General features: G+C 44.8%; 19 protein-coding genes and 1 riboswitch. Of the genes, 4 read left to right on the top strand and 15 right to left on the bottom strand.

The features are described from left to right. Positions 1–97 precede the first annotated feature (97 nt). Positions 98–442 (top strand): HNH nuclease-like protein HlpB, encoded by a 345-nt coding sequence (gene hlpB, locus J2T16_RS01600; protein ID WP_261764491.1) that lies wholly within the window; start codon positions 98–100, stop codon positions 440–442. Positions 443–577: 135 nt separating this feature from the next. On the opposite strand, the gene J2T16_RS01595 is transcribed toward hlpB, so the two are convergent. The 5 genes from J2T16_RS01595 to lpdD form a co-directional block, all read right to left on the bottom strand. Further along, entirely contained in the window at positions 578–1,327 is a 750-nt protein-coding gene (locus tag J2T16_RS01595; protein WP_499017599.1) for a DUF4247 domain-containing protein, read from the bottom strand. Positions 1,328–1,338: 11 nt separating this feature from the next. Beyond that, positions 1,339–1,845, bottom strand: a complete 507-nt coding sequence (locus J2T16_RS01590; protein ID WP_154890427.1) for a DUF4178 domain-containing protein — start codon at positions 1,843–1,845, stop codon at positions 1,339–1,341. A gap of 31 nt (positions 1,846–1,876) precedes the next feature. Further along, positions 1,877–2,278: a DUF350 domain-containing protein gene (locus J2T16_RS01585; RefSeq protein WP_090916645.1), complete on the bottom strand. Its 402-nt coding sequence runs from the start codon at positions 2,276–2,278 to the stop codon at positions 1,877–1,879. Positions 2,279–2,373: 95 nt separating this feature from the next. Beyond that, positions 2,374–3,045 carry a PspA/IM30 family protein gene (locus J2T16_RS01580; protein ID WP_090916647.1) on the bottom strand — a complete coding sequence of 224 codons (672 nt, stop codon included), beginning with the start codon at positions 3,043–3,045 and terminating at the stop codon, positions 2,374–2,376. Between the two features lie 192 nt (positions 3,046–3,237). Further along, a complete protein-coding gene (lpdD, locus tag J2T16_RS01575) occupies positions 3,238–3,573 on the bottom strand; it encodes a prenylated flavin chaperone LpdD (RefSeq protein ID WP_253494227.1) in 336 nt (111 codons plus the stop codon). A gap of 154 nt (positions 3,574–3,727) precedes the next feature. On the opposite strand from lpdD, the gene J2T16_RS01570 reads away from it, so the two are divergent. After that, positions 3,728–4,546, top strand: a complete 819-nt coding sequence (locus J2T16_RS01570) for a polysaccharide deacetylase family protein (RefSeq protein ID WP_090916651.1) — start codon at positions 3,728–3,730, stop codon at positions 4,544–4,546. A gap of 131 nt (positions 4,547–4,677) precedes the next feature. Here the strand turns inward: J2T16_RS01570 and J2T16_RS01565 are convergent, their stop codons facing one another. The 3 genes from J2T16_RS01565 to J2T16_RS01555 all read right to left on the bottom strand — a co-directional run bounded on the left by J2T16_RS01565 (position 4,678) and on the right by J2T16_RS01555 (position 7,909). Further along, entirely contained in the window at positions 4,678–5,349 is a 672-nt protein-coding gene (locus J2T16_RS01565; RefSeq protein ID WP_221789416.1) for a 3D domain-containing protein, read from the bottom strand. A gap of 2 nt (positions 5,350–5,351) precedes the next feature. Continuing rightward, positions 5,352–5,548, bottom strand: a riboswitch (cyclic di-AMP (ydaO/yuaA leader). A gap of 185 nt (positions 5,549–5,733) precedes the next feature. Next, positions 5,734–6,456, bottom strand: coding sequence for an amino acid ABC transporter ATP-binding protein (locus J2T16_RS01560; RefSeq protein ID WP_123065699.1), 723 nt, complete (start codon positions 6,454–6,456; stop codon positions 5,734–5,736). Next, a complete protein-coding gene (locus tag J2T16_RS01555; RefSeq protein ID WP_499017595.1) occupies positions 6,443–7,909 on the bottom strand; it encodes an ABC transporter substrate-binding protein/permease in 1,467 nt (488 codons plus the stop codon). Before J2T16_RS01555 ends, J2T16_RS01560 begins: the two co-directional genes overlap by 14 nt. A gap of 198 nt (positions 7,910–8,107) precedes the next feature. On the opposite strand from J2T16_RS01555, the gene J2T16_RS01550 reads away from it, so the two are divergent. Next, positions 8,108–9,283 carry a M20 family metallopeptidase gene (locus J2T16_RS01550; protein ID WP_154957379.1) on the top strand — a complete coding sequence of 392 codons (1,176 nt, stop codon included), beginning with the start codon at positions 8,108–8,110 and terminating at the stop codon, positions 9,281–9,283. Between the two features lie 83 nt (positions 9,284–9,366). Here J2T16_RS01550 and glgA read toward each other — a convergent pair whose 3' ends face one another. Next, positions 9,367–10,797, bottom strand: a complete 1,431-nt coding sequence (gene glgA, locus J2T16_RS01545) for a glycogen synthase GlgA (protein WP_499017592.1) — start codon at positions 10,795–10,797, stop codon at positions 9,367–9,369. After that, positions 10,794–12,815 (bottom strand): 1,4-alpha-glucan branching protein GlgB, encoded by a 2,022-nt coding sequence (gene glgB, locus J2T16_RS01540; RefSeq protein ID WP_154890432.1) that lies wholly within the window; start codon positions 12,813–12,815, stop codon positions 10,794–10,796. The genes glgA and glgB overlap by 4 nt, the downstream gene beginning before the upstream one ends. Positions 12,816–13,011: 196 nt before the next feature. On the opposite strand from glgB, the gene J2T16_RS01535 reads away from it, so the two are divergent. Next, positions 13,012–14,238 (top strand): glucose-1-phosphate adenylyltransferase, encoded by a 1,227-nt coding sequence (locus tag J2T16_RS01535; protein ID WP_154890433.1) that lies wholly within the window; start codon positions 13,012–13,014, stop codon positions 14,236–14,238. A gap of 113 nt (positions 14,239–14,351) precedes the next feature. On the opposite strand, the gene J2T16_RS01530 is transcribed toward J2T16_RS01535, so the two are convergent. The 5 genes from J2T16_RS01530 to J2T16_RS01510 form a co-directional block, all read right to left on the bottom strand. Continuing rightward, positions 14,352–15,905: a sensor histidine kinase gene (locus tag J2T16_RS01530; protein WP_261769335.1), complete on the bottom strand. Its 1,554-nt coding sequence runs from the start codon at positions 15,903–15,905 to the stop codon at positions 14,352–14,354. After that, positions 15,902–16,600, bottom strand: coding sequence for a response regulator transcription factor (locus tag J2T16_RS01525; protein WP_090916668.1), 699 nt, complete (start codon positions 16,598–16,600; stop codon positions 15,902–15,904). Before J2T16_RS01525 ends, J2T16_RS01530 begins: the two co-directional genes overlap by 4 nt. A gap of 14 nt (positions 16,601–16,614) precedes the next feature. Further along, positions 16,615–17,931 (bottom strand): FG-GAP repeat domain-containing protein, encoded by a 1,317-nt coding sequence (locus J2T16_RS01520; RefSeq protein WP_499017589.1) that lies wholly within the window; start codon positions 17,929–17,931, stop codon positions 16,615–16,617. Positions 17,932–17,943: 12 nt separating this feature from the next. Then, positions 17,944–18,669, bottom strand: a complete 726-nt coding sequence (locus J2T16_RS01515; protein ID WP_154890435.1) for a phosphonate ABC transporter ATP-binding protein — start codon at positions 18,667–18,669, stop codon at positions 17,944–17,946. Positions 18,670–18,752: 83 nt separating this feature from the next. Further along, positions 18,753–19,934: an MFS transporter gene (locus J2T16_RS01510; RefSeq protein ID WP_154890648.1), complete on the bottom strand. Its 1,182-nt coding sequence runs from the start codon at positions 19,932–19,934 to the stop codon at positions 18,753–18,755. Positions 19,935–20,116 lie beyond the last annotated feature (182 nt).

The following is a 20,116-nucleotide window of genomic DNA, read 5'->3' as shown; positions in this document are numbered from 1 at the left end:
ACAGACACATTCTAAATGTGCTCACTCTTGAGATTTAACAGGAAGAACATCATTGCTATCACTACCCGCTAATATGATCAGGGGCCAAACTGGTAACATGAAATACCCTTTCTTTGCACATAATAGCATTCGAAATCGGGAGGTGATCACCACGAATCATCATTGTGAGTTATGCGGGAGAGAACCCGTCGAGACAACAGTTCATCATTTAACGCCAAAGGAGATGGGCGGTAGCTTCATGCCCACAGCTAACCTGTGCATTCCCTGTCATAAGCAAATCCACTCGTTATATACGAATCGGGATCTGGTTACGCTGGGATTGACCGATCTACAATCGCTGCGTGCAGATGAACGGATCATTCCTTACCTGCGCTGGATACGCAAACAGCCAGCTTCTTCGATTCCTCGTGTTCGCAAGTCCCATCATGTCCGCAAATCATAAAAAAATAACAGTAACAAGGTGCTCACTGTCATTCGTCAGTGTCTCACCATGCTACTGTTATTTTGTCCTGTATATAATCATCATCCTGTGAATCATAATCATTCCATGAAGCATATATATCAGGCTTGTGAGGTGTTATCTTCGCCTCATAATCCTGCCACCACCGATTCGAGTCTTTGGCTTTTTGTAGGATTTTTTTGGTGAATCAAACAAACCACCCAAGCCACCACTGCTCTTGTTGCGATCGATACTTCCTCGACTTTGATCCTTTTTGCGGTCAAATAAACCGCCGCCAGAACCAACACTTGTGTCCTTATCACTGCCACGCCGCGTAATGGAGCCTTTTCGCTCAACGGTAATAGGTGGAGCCAGTTTTTTATCATTGCTCGTTGGGACCCGATACGATCCTGCACTCGGTTTGTACGTATCCCGTTCCGTGTATCCCCGATAATTGCCTGAACCGCGTCCACCAAAAGTATCAAACAAATTCCCGATTAACGTTGCCGTTAGATACCCTTGTAAGAAGGAAGAGCTATAGTTCTGACGAACATATTCCTTGGAATCGACTTCGACGAGCGTATCCTCTGGTTTCTTGGGATCTTGTTGCAGATGATAATACTGGTCTTGATACACCAGGAACATACGCTCTGTATTTTCTGCCGAGATCTGGTCGGGTGTTCGTTGATCGGACAGCTCTTTTGCTACTTCAGGAACTGTGCGATCTGCAGCCCGATACACATAAGACGTGGATTGACCGCTGCCACTTACCGATTCAAGAGGATATGTATCCTGTACGGAAGGAGCTGCACCACACGCAGATAGCAGAGACATCACAAGGCTGAGGACCAGCATTAATTTTAATCCATGTGCCAAGCGTTTTTTCATTGGAACCTCTCCTAGTTCGAACGAATCACTTTGATATCCGCAGGAAGAATGGACTCACCCTCGTAGAGGTTAAACCTTCTATCTTGCCATTCCACACGAAGAAGTTTGTTATCATCCGATTGATACTGCCACACAAGCTGCTCACCAGCCTGACCATAAGGCGTTCTACCCACAGTCTGAACCATACCTCCATATTCTTCCTCCAAATGATACACGTGATCATCCAGTTCAAGAATGGTGGGCACCTCGTCAGGGGCATCAAGTCTCCCATCAATAGGTGTATACAGGGCGTAACGCGTGATCTCACGCTCCTCCACATGTAAATATCGGAATGAACTACCATCCTGGAGCGTTAATACAACTGCGTTACGAGCCCGATTCTGCACCCTGCCAACGACTTCATAAGTGACCAGAGACACTTCACAGATATCCCCAGGAGCAAGCTGAAGCATCGTTTTTTCCACTTTAGGTGGCTCGGGCTTTGTTAGTATTCCTTTAATACGTTTCCATACACTCATGCCAATTACTCCTGTTCCTTATCTTATCGGCTTACAAGCACGCTGCAATAATCAATGCGCCTACAATATGCAAAGCACCTGAGAACAAGCCATACCCTGTCTTACCTTGCTGTATTCCCGTATCCAGATCCAATGTGGCCCATTTGCGAATCATAAAGTGAACAACACTTTCCAGAATTAATAAAATTACAAATGATACAACAGAAACGAGCAAAGCTTCTCCAAGATGTCCTGCTGTTGAGATGGATGTTGCAAGCACGTAACCTTGCGCAAATAACTTCATTACCATCCGGGTAGTGACCGCCATATTGCCAGCCTTGACTTCAGCAAAATCCTTGTATTTCGTAAAGAGTGAATCTACATACATCAGTACAAACAGCAAAACCGAACCTGAAACCGTCCAGACCAGCATCGCCAAAATGTTCAAATCCATTTACACAGCCTCCACTTATCAACATGATCCGCATTTAAAAGCGAAGGAGAAACGCTGTTCCCCTCCGCTGGTTAACCCTGCTGAACGCCAAGGTGTTAGTTTTTATTTTCGTACTGTTTCATAAGCGCAGCAAGTTCATCCTCAACAGCCGCATCCTTACCAAGTTTCTCAAATTCCTCGTCAAGGGATTTGCCTTTGGAAGACATTTCGTTGCTTGCTTCAGCCTGAGCTTCCATCTGCATCATTTTCTCTTCCATACGTTTCAGGCCCGCACTTGCCGTATCTGAGCTAAATCCGTTTAGCGCTTTGTTGATTTCGGTTTGTGCTTTGGCTGCGTTATAACGAGCAACCAGCGTTTCGCGCTTATTTTTCATCTGTGTCAATTGTTTGCGCATCTCATCAAGTTTGCCACGAAGATTGTCTGCGGACGCTTTGTTTTGATCGTAGCTGGCTTTGTATTCCACCATTTTCTCTTCCGCTGCTTTCTTCTCTTCCAAAGCGCGACGAGCAAGGTCCATGTTCTGTGCACGAGCTGCCGTGTGAGCCTGCTCTTCACGTTTCTTCACAAGTGCTTCCTGTTCCTCGAACAATTGCTTGAACTTCTTCTCGATTGCGATTTGTGCAGCTACTGCTTTCTCAGCATCTTCCAGATCCTCTTGCATGTCACGGATATATTGATCCGTCATCTTGATTGGATCTTCAGCTTTGTCGATAATCGCATTGATGTTAGACATTGTCAGGTCACGTAATCTTTTAAAAATAGACATTAGGTTATTCCTCCCAGTGGATTGTGCATTGTATATAAAGATACATACGTTACAATCTGCAACTCGTTTCAATTTTACAAAAAAAAATTAAAACTTGATGACAACCTCTAAATATAAGGAGGATTACCTCTGAAGGTTATACTTATCCAGGCACGTGTCGTTTATCCTAAAAGATGACCGATTACCAAAACATTACTCTGACCTCTTATTCAAATGTTCATCCACAAGTCTCTCTGCAGTCATTACGATCTCGTCGATCTGCACTCGTGTAATGCTGTCAAAATGTATGCCCATAATAACGGTTACCGTAACTTTCAATTGCAGTGCCGCCTTGCGGGCTAGCCGCTCACATAACTCTTGTTCCTTGTGTCCCGGGATATGTACCGTTGTTCCACTAACCCGATCATGGTCAACATAGAATGTAGCTACAGCCCCGATATGAGCTTTACCACCCGTAACCAGAAATACCTTGTCCTGTCCTGCCTCAAAAACCTCTAAACGAATGGATTTCAAATCATATGTACTCATTGTCTCTCCACCTATCCTTCTCTATATGTTATATATGGTGGAATTATGGCTTTCATGACCTGATGATGCAATGAAACTTCTCACACACGCATAAAAGAAACAGGCAACGGGCATACCATAGAGAACGCAATTTTGGAAAAAGGAGGCCGTTAACATGCGAATACGCCTCGTCATGCTCGCACTCGTTACTATTATATGTTCTGGGGTTTATACAGCTCCTTTAGCCCCTGCGCCTGTGTCTGCTGCTTCATCTGAGGAACCTTCTTCAACCCTCAGTGATACACCGGCGTCTGGGTCAGATGTTAAAGAAGAACAGTTGACTCTAGGTCAACTTCGTCAGAAATACGCGGATACGTTCAAAACCAATGGCCCTTCCACCAAACAAGTTGCGCTGACTTTTGATGATGTACCTGATCCAAGATTTACACCGCAGGTACTTGATGTATTAAAAAAATATAAGGTTCGTGCTACTTTTTTTGTTGTTGGCAGCCGTGCGGAGAAACACCCGGACTTGGTGAAACGGATGGTGAAAGAAGGACATATCGTTGGCAATCACAGCTACAATCATCCTGAATTCAGCAAATTATCAATGACTGCCTTTCGCAAACAAATATTACATACCGGCGATATCATTCACCGCCTGACGGGGTATACGCCCAAAATGATTCGTCCTCCGTATGGGGACATTAACGAAGAACAGTTGAGATGGGCTGCAAAACAGCATTACAGCATCGTGAATTGGAATGTGGATTCTCTCGATTGGAAGGGACTAGACAAGGAAAAGGTAAAACATAATATTCTCACCGCGGTGAAGCCTGGTTCCATCGTATTACAACATGCTGGCGGCGGTACAGGTTCGAACCTGAAAGGTACTGTAGAGGCTTTGCCTGAGGTTATTGAGGAATTGCGAAACCGAGGATATGAATTAGTTACATTGGACGAGATGCTTAAACTGCCAAAAGAGAAACAATAATTGAAAGAACAGGTTGTCCCTCTACGTCGTCATGAATTATGCCTATCATGATTACGCAAGAAAGAACACCCTGTTTATTAATGCTCAATTCAACTTATGACCTCACATCCATAAATGAGAGGGTTTAAGCCTTATTTTAAAATGTACAACTCAATATCCTGAAAACCAAACGAACTAACGAACTGTTTGCTTCCAGGGATAAAGATGTCAATACGATTTCCCTTGATCGCGCTACCTGCATCCAAAGCCGTTGCTACGAAAGCCTGTTTCGGCAATCCAGGGTGTGTATGCCCTGTCACTAGTACCTTGGTTCCAAAAGGGATAACCTTGGGATCCACTGCGATTGTGCCGAGTTCGAGCGGGTTGCCAAAATAATCAACGGGGCCCCATCCACCATTCTCGGAAGCATCCGCGGAATACGCTGTTGCTTTAACACTAAGCGTTTTGCTGTAGTCGAATGTTTTCCCCCAAGCCTGTACCACTTTATTATCTGTATTCACGTCCAGGCTTGCAGCAGTCACCGTTTTTTCCTGCGACTTCGCTTGAACTGGTGCCGCTTCTACTTTGTTTTCGTTACCTGGGATTGTAATTTTCAAACCACCATAGATGTTATAAGGTGAGATGTCTTTATTCGTTTTAATTAATGTGTTCATATCAACGCCGTATTGCTTGGATAAGGTGAAGAAGGTATCCCCTTCTTTGGCCACATGAACGGAATCCGCGTGAGCCGGAACGGCTTGAATGAATAGAATGGATGTCAGTAGTGCGATGGCTGTTTTGGCTAAACGTTTCTTGTTATGCATGGTCTTCCTCCCTCATGATGCCTGCGAAGTTAGTTGTCGGATTCGGATGGAGGAACCCACCCTATAGGCTGTACGTGACATGCTGAAGCATTATGTATTCCTAATTCACCCCAAGCAGCATATTTCTCAAATCATTAACTATGTCTGCATTGTTACGTCCCCCGCACTTCCGCTTCGGAAGTTTCGGCAGTCTTGAATATATCACAAATTTGTAACCTTAAGCTGTAGTAAATGTTTCCATTTGGCGTTTTAATTCATTTTACAGGTAACAGAAAAGTTACTTTTTCAGCTCTACCTTTTCTGCAAACAACAAAAAAGCGTCACCGGATCTTTCGATCCGATAACGCCGTTATTCATTTGATTCTATATACGGAATGGCATGAATTAAAGTACTTTTGCAAGAAAGTCTCGCGTACGCGGATGTTTTGGCGCACCAAACACTTCATCCGGGGTACCTTCCTCAACGATGACGCCGCCGTCCATGAACAGAATGCGGTCTCCCACCTCACGCGCAAAACCCATCTCATGCGTTACAATGACCATCGTCATTCCGCCTTCAGCAAGACGTTTCATGACTTCCAATACCTCTCCGACCATCTCCGGATCAAGGGCCGATGTAGGCTCGTCAAACAGCATCACATGCGGCTGCATCGCGAGTGCTCTTGCAATGGCAATCCGTTGCTTTTGACCACCGGACAGCTGGTTAGGATATACATCTTTTTTGTCCGCCAAACCGACTGTCTTCAGGAGATCCTCGGCAATTTTGTTGGCCTCATCCGTGGATTGTTTCTTCACCTTGATTGGAGCAATCGTTATGTTTTGCTGCACCGTTTTATGAGGAAACAGATTAAAATGCTGGAACACCATGCCCATCTTCTCACGTGTAGCATTGATGTTATGCTTCGGATCGGTAATCGAAACACCTTCGAAATCGATCTGTCCCGATGATGGCTGTTCCAACAGGTTCAGACAACGCAGAAATGTACTTTTACCGGAACCGGAAGGACCAATAACTACAACGACCTCACCTTTGCCGATCGTTACGTCGATGCCTTTCAGGACATCATTTTTACCATATGATTTGTGTAATTGCCTAACGTCTATCACTTGCACCCAACTTCCTTTCCAATCGTCCGAGCAGCTTGGACAGAATAAATGTCATCACAAAGTAAATCGCTGCCGCAATAATGAACGGGTTCAGACCCTGGAATGTGAGATTTTTGACTACACTTGCTTGATACATAATATCCACCATACCGATGACCGAAATAATGGATGATTCTTTAATAATCGTTACGAACTCGTTACCGATGGCTGGCAAAACGGCCTTGAAGGCCTGTGGCAGAATAATGTAACGCATCGCTGCGCCTCTGCCCATACCCAGTGAACGGGCTGCTTCCAGTTGACCACGATCAACGCCTTGAATACCGGCACGGAAAATCTCGGCGAGATACGCACCGCTGTTAATGGAAAGCGTCATAATCCCTGCTTGAAGTGCTGAGAAGTTAATGCCAAAAGTTAGCGACACCCCGTAATAGATAATCATAAGTTGTACCAGCATTGGCGTCCCGCGGATCACCTCTACATAAGTTGTACCAATCCAGCGAAGAATCGCCATATTATGAAGACGGAACAGGCAAATAATCAGACCGATGATGACCCCGAATAATACGCCTAGCGCCGACAACAGGAGCGTGTAACCAATACCTGTTGCATATAAGCCTTTGTATTCCCAGAACAATTGAAAAATGTTTTGAGATTTATTGACTTTGTCAGCCATCAGGAGACTTGCTTCTGTAACCATCTGGTTGATCTTATCTTCGCTTTTCAAGCGGTCCAAGGTTTTGTTTACAGAGGCTAATAACTCCGTATTGCCCTTACGAATCCCGACAGCGGCTTCAGCCTGTTCTTCGTCAGGAACTGCTGCCGCAAGACCGATAATGTCATCCAGGTAACCAGCGGCTACGGTATCTTCTACAATAGCTGCGTCAACGCGTTTCGTTTGCAGTTGTAGCACGATGTCGGAGATTTTATCCAGTGAAGTCAGCTTTGCACCAGGAATCTTCTGTCCAATGGTTTCTTGAATGGATCCCTTTTGCACGCCAATCTTGACATTTTCCAGTGATTTCATGTCCGGATATTTGTCTTTGTCGACATTACGAACCATAATCACTTGTTTGGATTTGTAATACGTATCTGAAAAATCAATGCTTTTCTTACGCTCATCCGTCGGCGTCATGCCTGAGACGACCAAGTCTACACGACCACTCTGAAGTGCGGGCAAAAGTCCGTCGAAGCCCATATCCTCGATAACGAGTTCAGCTCCAAGATCCGCCGCAATTTCTTTGGCAATCGCAATATCAAATCCGACGATTTCGTCTTTACCATTGATGACTTTGTGGAACTCATACGGTGCAAAATCGGCACTTGTACCGAGCACCAGTTTTTTACCGCCTGAGCTGTTGTCTGTCGTTCCACTCGCCAGCGCCGCAGGTGCAGCCGCCGTCAGAAAAAGAAGGAACGTTAACAACATTACGGTATAACGACTTATTAATTTCAACCTTGTTCTCCCCTTACAATGCTATAATTACGATTACATACTGATTCGTCAGTCATGTTGATGACTGAGTCATTATAAAGTACAATGCATGATTATGCAATGCATTTTCAAGATCAAATCTTGACTTGTTTCTGAAAAAATACTGCAAACATGTTATACTCATGGAGTTATTTTCATTTTTGCCTAAGGAGTTTAGCCATGACAACAAATAAAACCCAAATTTTTAACGTTATTGATCAATATGCTTCCCGTTTCAAAGACATTTCATCATATATCGGAGCTCATCCTGAACTTGGAAATGAGGAATATCTTGCTTCTGCCCGTTTGAAGGAAGAATTGTCTTATCATGGGTTCAAAGTACAAGCTCCGATTCTCGGACTGGAAACAGCTTTCATCGGTACTTATGCTTCGAGCAAGCCAGGCCCGACCATTGCCCTACTATGTGAATATGATGCTTTGCCCGAAATTGGTCATGCTTGCGGACATCACCTGATCTGCATGATGAGTCTTGGCGCAGCCGTTGGCCTGAAAGCCATTGTGGACGAAGTCGGCGGAACGATCAAGGTGTTTGGTACACCTGCAGAGGAGACACGCGGGGCTAAAGTTCCGATGGCGGAAGCGGGGTTATTCGACGACTGTGATGTCGCACTGATGGCCCATCCATTCTATGCTTATGAAAAATCAGGCAGCTCCCTTGCAATCGATGCCGTACAATTCGAGTTCCATGGTAAATCCTCACATGCGGCAGCCAGCCCGCATGAAGGTATTAATGCCCTCGATGCGGTTATCCAAACGTTCACCGGAATTAATGCCTTTAGACAGCAGGTGAAAAGCAACGTCCGTATTCACGGCATCATAAATAGCGGTGGACAAGCTGCTAACATTATCCCGGACTATGCTTCTGCTCAGTTTTACGTGCGTGCAGCCACACGCAAAGAACTGAACGTGCTAACCGAACGTGTCATTCAGATTGCACAAGGCGCTGCACTTCAGACCGGATGTAAACTCGTGACATCCAACTACGAAACATCCTATGATGAGATGGTCACGAATGAGACCTTCTCTGACGCGTTCAGTCAGAATTTAATGGAACTTGGCATTCCACAGGAAGAAATCGTCAGTGGAAACGACCATGGTTCGATGGATATCGGTAATGTTTCCTTGAGATGCCCAGCGATTCACCCTTATATCCGTGTCGTTGATGAAGTTCATACCCTGCATTCTATTGAATTCCGTGATTTGGCGTTGCAGGAACGCGCTCTGGATGGCATGATTTTAGGAGCCAAAGCGCTCGCTGCTACAGCTTATGATGTTCTAAGCAAGCCTGAACTGTTGCAAGCCATCCGTAAGGAATTTGACCAAATTACTCGCTAAGTGATTCCGGAGTAACAACAAAAGCCGCAGTTATTAAACTGCGGCAATCCATACAAGAATCGAAATAAAATCTTACTCTTAGATCACACCTGAATTCGACGATAAATATCCATATATTCCTCAGCCGATACACCCCAGCTGTATTCCCCGCTCATTGCATTTTTCACAATTTTTTTCCACTCAGCCGGTTTACGATAGAACTCTTCTGCACGGCGAATGGTATTCATCATGTCATGTGCGTTAAAACTTGTAAATGAGAAGCCGTTACCTTCTCCTGTGAACTCATTGTAAGCTTGAACCGTATCGTTTAATCCCCCTGTTTCCCTTACCAGTGGTACACTGCCATAACGCAATGCCAGCAACTGGCTAATTCCACACGGCTCAAATTTGGATGGCATCAGGAAGATATCACTGCCCGCATAGAAACGACGAGATAATCCGTCATTGAATGTAATCTGTGCTGACATTTTTAGTGGATACCGGTTAGCCGCCTCTCTGAACCAATGTTCATAAGCTGAATCTCCAGTCCCCAGCACGGCGAATTGAATGTCATCGTAGTAGAGCAGTTCATCCAGAACCCGACATACCAGATCGAGCCCTTTGGAATCAACGAGCCTGGTCACCATGACCATCAGTGGTGCATCTGGACGCACCGGAAGTCCCAGTTCTTTTTGCAATTCGTTTTTATTTTCGATTTTTTTGGACAAGCTTGATCTGTATTTGACTGCAATTTTATTGTCTGTTGCCGGGTTATAACTTTTGGTATCAATGCCGTTCACAATACCGCTGAAGCGATCTCCAAGCGAACTTAGTAATCCGTCCAGTCCATACCCATAATAAGATGTCTGCACTTCTCTAGCATAGGTTGGGCTCACCGTTGTCACATGATCAGAATACACAATACCTGATTTTAAGAAATTGACATTCCCATAATATTCGGCGCCTTCCATCGTAAAATACCGATCATCAAGCTCCAAAATTTCGCTGAACAACTGGTGTGGAAATACACCTTGATACAACAAATTATGTATGGTGAATACCGTTCGGATTTCACTATAAAACGCATCATGGGCATAGTGAGCCTTGAGCAACAACGGAATCATACCTGCATGCCAGTCATGTGTGTGCAGAACGTCTGGTTTAAAATCAAGCTGTGGAAGCACCTCGAGTACAGCGCGGTTGAAAAATGCAAATCGCTCGCCATCATCCATGTACCCATAAACGCCATCCCGTGCAAAATAATACTCATTGTCAATAAAATAAACTGGAATTCCTTCATACTCCAGCATCTCAATGCCACAATAGGCTCTACGCCAACCAAGCGGGACATCCGTCACGAGCACGGGTTTCATAGCTTCTTTGTATTCTTCAGGTATCCCTTTATATTTCGGCAAAATCACGCGTACATCTGCTCCGTTATTTTTCAACGCTTGCGGCAGAGCACCGATAACGTCAGCCAGACCTCCCGTTTTGATAAACGGATGGGCCTCTGCTGCTGCAAATAAAATATTCATGCTTTTGTCCCCCTATTCGGTTTAAGCGTGCTATTCCCTTTTTTTTCTGTATTTTTTTCAGTCTTTTTTCTTGATTTCACGGAAGCGCTACCTTCAGCGATGGGCTCCGTTTTCCGGCGTGTATTCTTTTTTAAAATAACGATACTTAGCGGTGGTAAGTCCAGCTCCAGGCTGTTTGCATGCCCGTGAAATGGAATCTTTTCCGTAGGGATCAGCATATCATTAATTATCCCTGAACCACCGTAATCCGAATGATCACTATTTAATATTTCGGTATACATACCGGGACGCATGACGCCAATCCGGTAACGCTCCCTTTTGACAGGCTGAAAGTTAATGAGCACAAGGAGTGTATCCGCAGGTTTTTTTCCTTTGCGTACATATGAAATGACACTTTGGCCCTGGTCATCCGGAGTGATCCACTCATAACCGTCAAAGGAATGATCAAGCTCCCACAAAGCTTTTTCACGGACGTACAACTCAGATAGCTCGCGCTCGAACTTGTGCAGGTTGCGGTGACTATCATAGTCCAGCAAAAACCAGTCCAACTGATCTTCATCTTTCCATTCGATGAACTGTCCAAACTCTCCACCCATGAACAACAGCTTTTTGCCTGGAAATGTCATGAAATAACCGAGAAACGCGCGCATACCCGCAAATTTTTGCTCATAACTTCCTGGCATTTTGTTCAAAAGGGACTTTTTACCATGCACTACCTCGTCATGAGACAAAGGAAGCACATAATTTTCAGAAAAGGAGTATACCACCGGAAATGTCAGCAAATGATGTTTGGAAGCACGTTCATGAAAATCAGATTCCATGTAATCTAACGTATCATTCATCCAGCCCATGTTCCACTTATAGTTAAAACCCAGACCACCTTTGTCCACTGGCATGGTAACCATTGGCCATGCACTGGATTCTTCAGCCATCATTAAAGCATAAGGATAATATTCGAAAACAGTTGTGTTCAACTGTTGTAAAAAAGCAACCGCTTCTTTATTCTCCAGGCCACCTTCATCGTTCGTACGATATTGACCTGGCTGCTTTTCGAAATCAAGACGAAGCATACTCGTCACCGCATCAACACGAAGTCCATCAAAATGATACATTTCCATCCAGTACAGTGCGTTCGAAATAAGGAATGAGCGAACCTCAGGTTTGGAATAATCAAAACTAAGGGTTCCCCAGCCCGGCTTCTCGGCTAACATTGGATCTGCGTACTCGAACAAAGGTGTACCATCAAACAAACGTAGGCCATGCGCATCTTTGGCAAAATGAGCTGGCACCCAATCCAGTAATACACCAATACCCGCCTGATGTAGTGTATCCACCAGATACATCAGATCTTTGGGTTGCCCGTAACGGCTTGTAGGTGCGTAAAAACCCGTATTTTGGTATCCCCATGACAGGTCATATGGATGCTCACTAAGGGGCATCATTTCAACGTGGGTATAATTCATCTCAAGCAAATAAGGAACGAGCAAATCCGCCATCTCACGATAACTATACAGGCTCCCATCGCCTTTGCGCTTCCAGGTACCCAGATGCATTTCATAAATATGTAAAGGTTTGTTGTACATCGAGCGTTGTTTACGCCTCCATGCACCGTCATTCCACTTGTAACCTTCAATGGAACTTGTGATTGACGCCGTTCGAGGACGAACTTCTGCCTCAAATGCATACGGATCCGCTTTGAGAATTTCAGTCCCATCTTCCGTTAAAATGCGAAATTTGTATAAAGTACCTTCTTCGATTCCCGGAATAAAACGACTCCAAAATCCAGATTCGGGTATCTTATATAAAGGTTCCTTTTCTCCTTGCCATCCATTACGGTCCAGAGCCAGTCCCACCTCTACGGCATTGGGTGCCCATACGGTAAAACGGAATCCTTGACGGTGATCGCGAGTCTCAGGATGCGCGCCCAACATTCGATAACTGTGATGAAGATTACCTTCATGAAATAAATAAATAAGATCAGATAACTTATCCGGTTGTGTCAACGGTTCAATAGCCAAGGGATCACCTTCTTTTCTCCAGAAAATAGATATAACGTTAACCATTACCCCATTCTAGCCAAGTTGAAAAGAAAAATGCGTTGTTTTAAAAAATGATGTATTTTTTCAGAATTTTTACAATAGCTATCGTTTCAGAGGCTTCGCTTTCGTTTACTAATGTACTACACTGCACAAATATTTTGGGAGGGAAACGATCATGTTTAATAAAGATTGCATCGCTATGCTGTTGGCGGGAGGAGAAGGAAAGCGATTAGCTCCTTTAACCTCGAGGATTGCAAAACCCGCTGTACCGTTTGGCGGGCATTACCGGATTATCGATTTTCCTCTCAGTAACTGCGTCAACTCAGGGATCGACACTGTAGGTGTTCTGACGCAGTACCAGGCGGAATCATTGCACGAACATATTGGTCAAGGAGAGCCATGGACACCTGGCAATTCGAATGAGACCGGAATCTCCTTGCTTCCATCTTATCATACAGGAAATGACGAATACTTGGGAACTGCGGATGCCATATATAAAAATATGGACTATATTGACCAGCAAAACCCCGAAAATGTTCTAATTTTGTCGGGTGACCACATATATCATATGGATTACCGCGAAATGCTTGAATCACACAAGGCTAATCATGCTGTTGCAACCATTTCGGTGATGGAAGTGCCTTGGGACGAAGCTCACCGCTTCGGAATTATGGCTGCTGATGAAAACATGAGAGTAACCGAATTTGCCGAAAAACCGGCTGAACCTAAAAGTAACTTGGCCTCGATGGGCATTTACATGTTCAATTGGCAATATCTGAAACGTCACTTGCTTGAAGATGCTGCGAATCCAAATTCCAGTCATGACTTCGGAAAAGACGTTATTCCACAGATGTTAAATGAAACCAATTCGCTTTACGTATATAATTTCAATGGTTACTGGAAAGATGTCGGTACGGTGAAAAGTCTTTGGGATGCGCATATGGATCTGTTATATAACGAAGAAAACTGGAGCTTGCAACGAGAAGATTGGCCTATGTTCACCCGCGAATGGCGCTCCAAACCAAGCGCGATCAAAGCGAGACAAAATCAGATGCAACATCTGGCTTCCATGGTTCACGACTCTTGCGCTATTGAAGGCCGGGCTGAACGCTCCGTGATTTTCTGCGGTGCCGAAGTTGGCAAAGGCTCTGAAGTGCTTGACAGTGTCATTATGCCTAATGCACGCGTAGGCCGCGGTGTTCATATCGAACGCGCAATTATCGGCGAAGGAGCCATTATCAAAGATGGTGCCATTGTTAAAGGTACAGCCGATGAAATTGTTGTCGTTGGCCCGAATGAGATTGTCGCACCTAAACCAGCCGTACGCACGCAACCTGTACGTATGCTCAAAGAAGTGTATGAAAAAAGTGGTCGTCTCCGTGCTGGTGAATTATCCTCATAAATTCTTTAAGATGTACCTTAAATGTAAAAAGGCGAGCCATAATGGCTCGCCTTTCTGGTTTCGCTGTATAAGATTTCATCGTCTGCTACCACCGTACGTGTGATAATGACGAACTAGCGCTTCTCGCCCTCAGTTGATGAGTCATGAGCCTGTATCTGCTCCTTCTGGTCTGGCTCCGAAGTTGTATTTGCCAGTTTCTCCGGTGTACCAGCTTCGATCAGTGCTACCTCATCCGTTATATCTTGTTCAGCTGAAGCTATCTCCTGATTAAGCATAGGTAAGGATACGGTCACCGTTGTCCCTGAACCAAGCTCACTTTGCATCGTAATGGTGCCCTCATGCAATTCCACAAGCTCCTGAGTAATGGCAAGACCAAGTCCCGTGCCTCCATTTTGGTGGTTTACCTGGAAGAAACGATCCCTTACCTTAATCAAATGTTCCTCACTGATCCCAATTCCTGTATCCTGCACAACAGCCACAATCTGACCATTCTCTTCTTTGACCGTAAGGAATATCCACGAGTTCTCATGTGAGAACTTGATCGCGTTGTCCACAATGTTTAAGAACACCTGCTTCAAACGATTCCCATCGCCATATACATTGTAGGCGCGTGTTTCGTCCGTCTCTAACTTCAGATGTACCTGCTTTTGTTCAGCTTTGGCCCATACGTTCAGCATGGTCTCTTGCACAACCTCACGAATATTAACTGTGCCTTTCACAAGCTTCATCTGGTTCTGTTGCAGTTTGGAGAAATCAAGCATCTCCTCTACCAACCCGATTAGCCGCTCTGTTTCCTTCGCGATAATACCCATACCAATACGTGTTTCTTCCGGATCGTATCCACCTGAATCAAGCGTTTCACTCCAACCCTTAATACTGGTCAGCGGTGTACGCAGTTCATGGGAAATGGACGAAATAAAATCGTCTTTAATCTGGTTACTACGTACAATTTCGTGGGCCATGAAGTTAAGCGTTGACGCGAGTTCGCCCAGTTCATGTTTATAATTCCCTTTGACTCTGACATCCAGCCGTCCTTTCGCCATCTGAGCAGATACCGCTGTGATACTGTTAATAGGCCTTACAATGGAGTTGGCCATTCCAATACTGATAATTAACACGATGGCAAGTACACCAACGCCTACGGCAATAGCCAGTAACCCCATGACAAGTAATTTAGAGTTTACGGATTCGAGCGAAGTCAGATAACGTACAATGTACGTATTTTCACCACCGAGGTCGAATTTGTTGGCAACTGCCATCACCGATTCTCCGGTGTTGGGTTGTCTGCCAATCCATCGTCCCATATCCCCGTTCAAAGCCTGCATAACGTCGCTCGTTTGTAACATCGCTCGATCTGACTCAAAGGCCGTCGAACTCGCCAGCACGCGGCCGTTCAGATCCAGAATCTCCAGTTCAGTATTGTCTAATGCAAGTCGAACAAGGAGTCTGGACAAGTTGTTGTTGCCGTCTTCTCCATTACTAGCTCTGGCTATTGGCTCAAGAAAGTCTCTGTTATTGGTAATGTGCGTGCTAATGGTATTGTAAATGCTCTCATAATAATACCGCTGCACAGCTAGCATAAACACAAACTCAACAAGCACCAGAGCGAGGAAAACGACAATAAAGTAGTGTAATACGATCTGCCGCGTGATCCCCTTTTTGATCATTGATCCCGGCCCTTCCATTTGTACCCGTGACCCCATACAGTTTGCAGGTATTCAGGCTCGGAAGGATTGTTCTCAATTTTTTGACGTAGACGACGGATGTTAACATCAACAATTTTGGGATCACCCATATATTCTTTGCCCCACACATGGTCCAGTAGCAAGTCACGGCTCAGCGGCGTATTTTCTTTTTCCAAGAAGAACTGGATTAAAGAAAATTCCGTAGGTGTTAATTCAATGGCTTCATTATTCTTTTTAAACTGTTTGGAGATCAGATCCAGTGAAAACGGCCCCGATTGGAACGTTACTTTAGCCGCAGTTTCGCGGTGTACATTGACACGACGAAGAAGTGATTGAATCCGTGCAATCAGTTCAGTCGGGCTGAAAGGTTTGCTTACGTGATCGTCTGCCCCTACTGAAAGAGCGTATACTTTATCCTGCTCCTGAACTTTGGCTGTCAAGAAAATAATACCGAGCCGTTCGTTCGTTTCACGAATCCGTCTGCATACTTCAAACCCATCAATGCCAGGAACCATAACGTCCAGCAGTGCAAGATCAATATCGGGTACAGATTGCAAAATGCGTAAGGCCTCATGACCATCGCCCGCTTCCAGCACTTCGAATCCATTTCTTTTTAAATTAATGACGATAAAACTGCGGATAGATTCTTCATCCTCAAGAATAAGTACTTTACTCATCAAGTTCTTCCTTTCTATTCAGCTGAGAAGTTTTTACTTAATGCATCCTTGCCCGCCTCAGATTGTGCAACACGCGATGCAATCACCCGATCTTTTGTTCGAGTAATTTCCTTCCAGCTCTTTCCCTTTTCAAGATCCCACTGAGAAAACGTGAAATATTTGATTTCGGCCACGGTTTCATCCGTTTTGATCATCTTAAACCGAATGTATTTTTCCTTCTCCGATTTGGTGTCAATCGTGATCTTGCCATACCATTCAGGCTTTAAGTTCAAATGGAACAAATCCGCATCATCCCGGAACTGGAACGACACAAACTTTTTCCCCTCTTTGCCATCCCACTGGTAGAATGTATAAAACCACATGCGCGAATCAAATACGTAGTGCTCCCAACCTTTTGGTGTTTCTTTTAATCCAAACTCAATAATACCATCATTATTCACATCACCGCTTAAAATTTTGTCATCTCTGTACGTTTGATCCGGTGATTTAAAAGCACTAACAAGTTTATTGTCTTTCACATACATGATCTGTGTAAACGAACTGCGATCATCCAGATCCGCATCAAGTACAATCCCCATTTTTCGGTCAGCGATCTCACCGCCAAGAGCGTTATACACTTCTTTAACCGTATAGTCAGTAACAACACGATCCATTTCCTTAAAGCTGTCATCCTGATACTGATACAAGGCTATGCTGGAAAAACCACTGGCGTTTAGCGAAACAACAACAAAATCACTCTTGCCATCTCCACTTAAATCCAGCGCGTTACCCTGCATATCATCGATAATGACCTGATTGTAAGGCACGCCGCCCAGCACTTGTTCCAAGACTCCGCCTTTATATGAATATGCCGTTAAGGCTTTCTGATCCTGCAAGCTGACACCTACGATAATGTCCGGGTTCCCATCATTCGTAATATCCATTACTTTGAATGATTCCAACTCATTGCCCGGTACATCAAACGTCAGTTTTTTGACCCAGGTTCCCCCCTGCTCTTCCAAAATCATACCGTGGATACGTACATTCTCATTAGGCGTCTCGTAAAAAACAATGGCCTCGCGAATACCGTCACCGTTCAGATCTTCCACACGAATCATGCTGGTATTGCTCATATCTTTGGGCCGAATCAACTTACTTTCAGGCGGTGTTTCCTTCTGCACAATATTATACAGTTTCTCTTTGTCCGTCGACATCATCGGCGGCTTCATTAGAAGCTTGGGGTCACTGATCACTGTACAGCCACTTAGCACGGTTCCGAGCAAAACAGCCATTGTACCTGCTGCCATGCAGCGTCCCCATCGCGAATTAAGCAATTTCATCACTCTTTTCATTAAGCACTCATTTTAAATCTGATTTTTCTCCTGCTGTGTTAATCTCCGTCCTCGTATATCAAAAGCGATCCGGCCTTCTGCGATTCCCCAGATTCGCGAAGCATGTTTCTCTGCTAGTTCAATCGGTAACACGGCAATGACCGTAGCTCGTTCCTCTTCACACAATTTGCGTAACGTTTCCAGCACCGCATCAGCCGTATGAGGATCAAGTCCAATGACAGGTTCATCCGCCAGCACAACCTTGGCACCATGCGCAAGCGCCCTTGCAATAGCAACACGCTGCTTCTCGCCGCCGCTCATTTTTTCAGCAAGCTGATGCGCTTTATCCAGTAAACCTAAACCTTCGAGGTGGTCCATCGCTCCCATGTAGTCATCCGAACGCACCATGCCCGTTGCCATCCTCCATAATGGAGTTTGACCAAAACGCCCGATAAGTACATTCTTCAGCGCCGTTTTTCTGGGATATAACTGTGGGTTCTGTTCCAAGTATGCCCATTCCCGCCGAATTTTCTGTTTACCGCTCCATCCTTCTTTCAGAATATCCATGCCGTCAACAGTAAAACGTCCTGAATCCCACGTCTCCTTCATCGCCAAACATTTCAGCAACATGCTTTTGCCGCTCCCGCTGGAGCCGACTACCGCAATCATTTCCCCTTGTTGCATATCAAAACGAATATCACGTAGAATCGGAATACGATCCGCTCCAACGGATTTACTCAAGTTCTCCACTCTGATCATCGCGATGTCTCCTCTTGTCCATGTTTTTCCCTACTACTAGTGTACTCGGAAATGGACATCAATTTCCATGCGAACACCAGCTTCTATTTTAACACAAATTCCGCTTCGCGTTTACGCCGAAATAATAGTCCTGTAACACCAAAAATGAAATACAAGCAACCAAGCATCGTAAACATACTGCCAGGTGAAACCCAGTTGATCAACTGACCTCCCAGATTCGGTGCCACGATACTTCCGATCGTAAAGTGAAAGGACGCTACCACATTGGCTGCAGGTAACAAAACTTTAGGTAAAATATCTGCGGCATAAGCGAGTCCCAGCGAGAAAAATGAACCTACGAGTCCTCCGGCGATAAGCAACAGTACAAGTGTCAGCCAGAAATTCGTACCCGCTAAAGGAACTAGCATAAATGCTAAACCGCCACCCATTCCGGCTATCATAAGAATTACTTTTCGACCATATCGGTCACTTAATATTCCGAGCGGAAGCTGCAGGAATAGTCCACCAATCCCTATAAAAGGAAGCAAAGAGGCTATCTGATCGGTATCATATCCCACACGAAGTCCGTAAACGGGAAAGTTGCTGTTCATGCCTGCTTCCATATAACCGTATAAAAGAGCTGGCAACAGCGCATACCATGCCCAAGCGAAACTACGGCGAAAGCGTCTTTCTGGAAAATGAGCATGTTCTGCTTTTTCCGGCTTGGTATCCGGTAGCTTCATCAGCACCAGAATGAGTACAGCGGCCATGCCAACAAACAGCACCAAAAATGGCACAGCATCACCATACCCGAGCAACTTGATTCCTAATGGCCCGATACTGAAACCCAGTCCGTAAGACATACCGTAAAGGGATATATAACGTCCTCGCTTCTCTGGCGCAGTGACTAACAGCACCCATAGCTGGGCTGCATAATGTAAAGCACTGTCTCCGATGCCGACAATCAGGCGTAGCACAAACCAAATTTTAATATCAGGAAAATACGGGAACAGGATCAAGGGAAGCATAACCAGAATCAAGCCGCCAACAATCAGTCTTTTGAATCCCAGTACCCCCAGTAAACGTTCGGCTGCCAGTGTCATTGCGAATGAGCCAATGTAGAGCGCAGCGGCATTTAACCCGTTTAACCCGGGAGAAACCCCTTGCTGTTCCAGAAAAATGGATAAGACAGGTAGCAACAATCCCTGACTGATCCCTGCTGCAACGATCACGGTAATTAAAATCAAATAATTAAAAGTTGAGGGTGATATTTTAGATTTGAACATCAATGCCACGACATTTCATTCCTCCTGCAAGCGCAAACAAAGAAAAATCGCCATTGCTGACGATCTCTAGGCTGTTATTTATATGGGTATATACTATCTTTATAAATCAGGTCTAAGCCCCGAACTTGAACATTATAGTGGACAACGCCCGGTAAAACAAGCCATAATAGTACATAAGTCGC

It is taken from the genome of Paenibacillus intestini, assembly GCF_030803945.1.
Taxonomy (GTDB): Bacteria; Bacillota; Bacilli; order Paenibacillales; family Paenibacillaceae; genus Paenibacillus; species Paenibacillus polysaccharolyticus.
Note: the sequence above shows the minus strand (reverse complement) of the source record. Positions and strands in the feature narration are given on the sequence as shown.